This is a genomic window from Ideonella azotifigens (assembly GCF_006519715.1).
Taxonomy (GTDB): domain Bacteria; phylum Pseudomonadota; class Gammaproteobacteria; order Burkholderiales; family Burkholderiaceae_C; genus Ideonella; species Ideonella azotifigens.
On record NZ_VIDT01000624.1, the window covers coordinates 1 to 3,286 of the forward strand.

5 protein-coding genes are annotated in these 3,286 nt (G+C 68.1%); 1 reads left to right on the plus strand and 4 read right to left on the minus strand.

Going from position 1 to position 3,286, the window contains the following annotated elements; translation table 11 throughout:
• Nucleotides 1–143: 143 nt before the first annotated feature.
• Nucleotides 144–659, plus strand: coding sequence for a DoxX family protein (locus tag FKP22_RS25195; protein WP_231011814.1), 516 nt, complete (start codon nt 144–146; stop codon nt 657–659).
• A gap of 23 nt (nt 660–682) precedes the next feature.
• On the opposite strand, the gene tolA is transcribed toward FKP22_RS25195, so the two are convergent.
• The 4 genes from tolA to ybgC are packed head-to-tail and all read right to left on the minus strand — an operon-like array spanning nt 683 to nt 3,197.
• The gene (tolA, locus tag FKP22_RS25200) at nt 683–1,633 is read right to left on the minus strand and encodes a cell envelope integrity protein TolA (RefSeq protein WP_231011812.1); all 951 of its coding nucleotides are present in this window, start codon (nt 1,631–1,633) and stop codon (nt 683–685) included.
• A gap of 4 nt (nt 1,634–1,637) precedes the next feature.
• The gene (locus FKP22_RS25205) at nt 1,638–2,066 is read right to left on the minus strand and encodes an ExbD/TolR family protein (RefSeq protein WP_141290444.1); all 429 of its coding nucleotides are present in this window, start codon (nt 2,064–2,066) and stop codon (nt 1,638–1,640) included.
• 16 nt (nt 2,067–2,082) lie between these two features.
• Nucleotides 2,083–2,769 carry a protein TolQ gene (gene tolQ, locus FKP22_RS25210; protein WP_141290446.1) on the minus strand — a complete coding sequence of 229 codons (687 nt, stop codon included), beginning with the start codon at nt 2,767–2,769 and terminating at the stop codon, nt 2,083–2,085.
• The gene (gene ybgC, locus FKP22_RS25215) at nt 2,766–3,197 is read right to left on the minus strand and encodes a tol-pal system-associated acyl-CoA thioesterase (RefSeq protein ID WP_141290448.1); all 432 of its coding nucleotides are present in this window, start codon (nt 3,195–3,197) and stop codon (nt 2,766–2,768) included. The genes tolQ and ybgC overlap by 4 nt, the downstream gene beginning before the upstream one ends.
• Between the last annotated feature and the right edge of the window lie 89 nt (nt 3,198–3,286).

A 3,286-nucleotide genomic window follows, 5' to 3' on the forward strand; every position in this document is an offset into this window, starting at 1 on the left:
ACCACCGCACTGCTCGCCGGCCACAGCCTGGGCCGGGCGCTGGCTGGGCAGCCGCCGGAAGACTTCACCGCCTGGCTGGTGCGCGCGCTGCAAGCCGGCTGGTTGCAGGCGGTCCACCCCCACATTCCTGGAGACACCCCATCATGATCAAGCCTCTGCAGACCCCTGTGATGCCGATGGCGCCCATGGGCAACACGCGCCGCTCGCCATTGCCCGCATTCGTGACCCCGGCCTGGGCGGCGGTCGAAAGAAGTCTTCAAGCCCTGCAGCCGCTGGCCCAGCTGGCGGCGCGCGTCTACGTTGCGAAGGTGTTTTTCCTCTCCGGGCTGACCAAGATCCGCGACTGGGACACCACGCTGGCGCTGTTCCAGGACGAATACCACGTGCCGCTGCTGCCGCCCGAAGTGGCGGCCTACGCGGGCACCTGTGGCGAGCTGGGCCTGCCGGTGCTGCTGGTGCTGGGGCTGGCGGGGCGATTTACCGCGGCGGGCCTGAGCGTGGTCAACGTCATGGCCGTGCTGAGCCTGGCCGAGATCACCGCGCCGGCGCTGCAGCAGCACCAGTTCTGGGGCACGCTGCTGGTGGCGCTGTTGCTATGGGGACCGGGGAAGTGGTCAGTGGACGCGTGGCTCAAGCCGCGCCTGCTGCCGAACAACTGACGCGGACCCGCTTCAGGACCAGATTACTCAGATGGTTTGAAGCTGATCGTCATCGCTGACGGCACGGTGCCGTCGGTGTCGCGCGGCAGCTTGGCGGTGCGGTCGATGGCGCGGATGACGGCCTCGTCCCAAGCCGCACTGCCGCTGGATTTGCTCAGCTTGCGGCCGATGATGCTGCCGTCCGGCGCAACGCGAACCTCGACCTCGGCGGTCGGGTTGCCGGGCACGGGATCGGTCAGCACGATGTTGGGCTTGATGTAGGCCTTGATGCGGCCGGCGTAGTTGGCCGAGGGGCCGGCGCTGCGTGCGGCCGTGCCGGTGCTGTTCTCGGCACCGGTGCCGCCAAGCTGGGCGTTCATGCGGCGGATGTTGTCCTGCCGCTGGGCCTCGCGCCGGTCGGCCTCGGCCTTGTCCTTCTTGGCCTGGTCGAGCTTGGTCTTCTTCTCGGCGGCCTTGCGGTCGGCCTCGTCCTGCTCAGCCTTGGCTTCGCGCTCGGCCTTGGCCTTGTCTTCCTTGTCCTTGCGCTCCGCCTGCTGGCGCTTGTCGCGGGCGCGCTGGTCCTCGGCTTCCTTGCGGGCCTGCGCGTCGCGTTCAGCCTCCAGGCGCTCGGCTTCCTTCTGGGCCTTGCGCTTGCGGTCCTGCTCGATGGCAATTTCGGCGTCGCGCTGGTCCTGCGCGGCCGTGTCGGGTGGCGGTGGCGTGGCGGCCTTGGGCGGCGGCTGGGTGGTTTCCTGCGCCGGTTCCGGTGGCGGTTCGACGGCTGCGGGTGCCGCGATCTGTGGCGTGGCGGCCCAGAGTTCGGCTTCCACGCCCTCCGGGTCCTGGGTGTGCCACTGCACGCCCAGTGCCAGCCCGGCGATCAGCAGCCCATGGGCCAACAGCGAGACCAGCAGGCCGACGCTTTGCCGGTCGGCGCTGGGCGGCCGCAGCGACTCGCGCGGCAAGGCCAGGGACTGCGGCAGGGGTGACGCCACCTCGTCAACCGCCTTGCTTGACCGACAGGCCCACGCGCTGCACGCCGTTTTTCTGCAGCGTGTCCATGACCTTCACGATGGTCTCGTAGCGCACCTGCTTGTCGCCCGAGATGACCACCGGGATGTTGGCGCTGCCGTTCTGGGCGGCTTTCACCTGCGCGGCGAGCTGGGTCAGCGTGATGGTGCTGGGCTCGCCCTTGTCGATCTTGATCTTGAGCTGGCTTTCGCTGGTGACCAGGATCTCGATCACACCCTCGGGCCGCTGCTTGGCCTTGCCCACGCTGGGCAGGTCCACCACGCTGGTGGTGATCATGGGCGCGCTGACCATGAAGATGATCAGCAGCACCAGCATCACGTCGATGAACGGGACCATGTTGATCTCGTTCATCGAGCGGCGGCGGCCGCCGGCGCCACGGGAAGCAACTGCGGGCATGCGGTGCTCCGGTGGCTCAGCGCTGCGCGCCGGCAGGGCCAGCCACGTTGCGCTGCAGGATGTTGGAGAACTCCTCGATGAAGCTCTCCAGCTGGATCGCCACGCGGTCGATCTGGCGCGCGAAGCGGTTGTAGCCGACGACCGCAGGAATGGCCGCGAACAGGCCGATGGCTGTTGCCACCAGCGCTTCGGCAATGCCCGGTGCCACGGTGGACAGCGACACCGTCTGCAAGCTGCCCAGGCCGACAAACGCGTTCATGATCCCCCAGACGGTGCCGAACAGGCCCACGTACGGGCTGACCGAGCCGACCGAGGCCAGGAAGCCGAGGTTGCCTTCGATCGCGTCCAGCTCGCGCTGCAGCGTGGCGCGCATCGCGCGGCGGGCGCCGTCGAGCTGGCTGCCCGTGTCGAGCTGGCGCTCGCGCAGCTTCATGAACTCACGCATGCCGCTGGCGAACAGGCGCTCTATCGGTGCGCCGTCCGGCTTCGCGCTGGCGTTCTTGTACAGGTCGTTGAGGTTCTTGCCGGACCAGAATTCCTGCTCGAAGGCGTCGTTGCCGCTCTTGATGCGGGCCATGCCGAACAGCTTGGCGAAGATCAGGCTCCAGCTGACCAGCGAGACCAGCAGCAGGCCGGCGACGACGAGCTGCACGACCAGGCTGGCATGCAGCACGAGCGAGACGATGGAGAGATCCTGATTCATGGTGGCGTGAGGCGGCTGAGCACGTCGGAGGGAATGCGTTGCGGGCGAAAGCTGGTGTGGTCCACGCAGGCGATCTGGATGTTGCCTTCACAGAGCAACTCGTCGCCGCGCCAGGCGTGTTGGTGCACGGTGAGCGTGGCACGGCCGAGTTCGGCGCGGGTCACGGCGATCTGCAAGGCGTCGTCCAGCCGGGCGGGCCGCAAATAGCGTACCCGCGTGTCAATGACGATGAAGATGGCGCCGGTGCGCTCGCGCAACTCGTGCTGGCCAACACCGGCCGCGCGCAGCCATTCGGTGCGCGCGCGCTCGAAGAACTTCAGGTAGTTGGCGTAGAAGACGACGCCGCCGGCGTCGGTGTCTTCCCAGTAGACACGCAGCGGGTGCATGTGCAGCAGCGGCGGTGCCGGGATGAGGGCAGTCTGACTCATGGGTGCTGGCGATGATACGCGAGCACTGTTGCGCCGCAGCAGCCTGGCCTGCCGCGCCGTCTTCCGGCAGAGGCCTGGCTTCAGGGCGC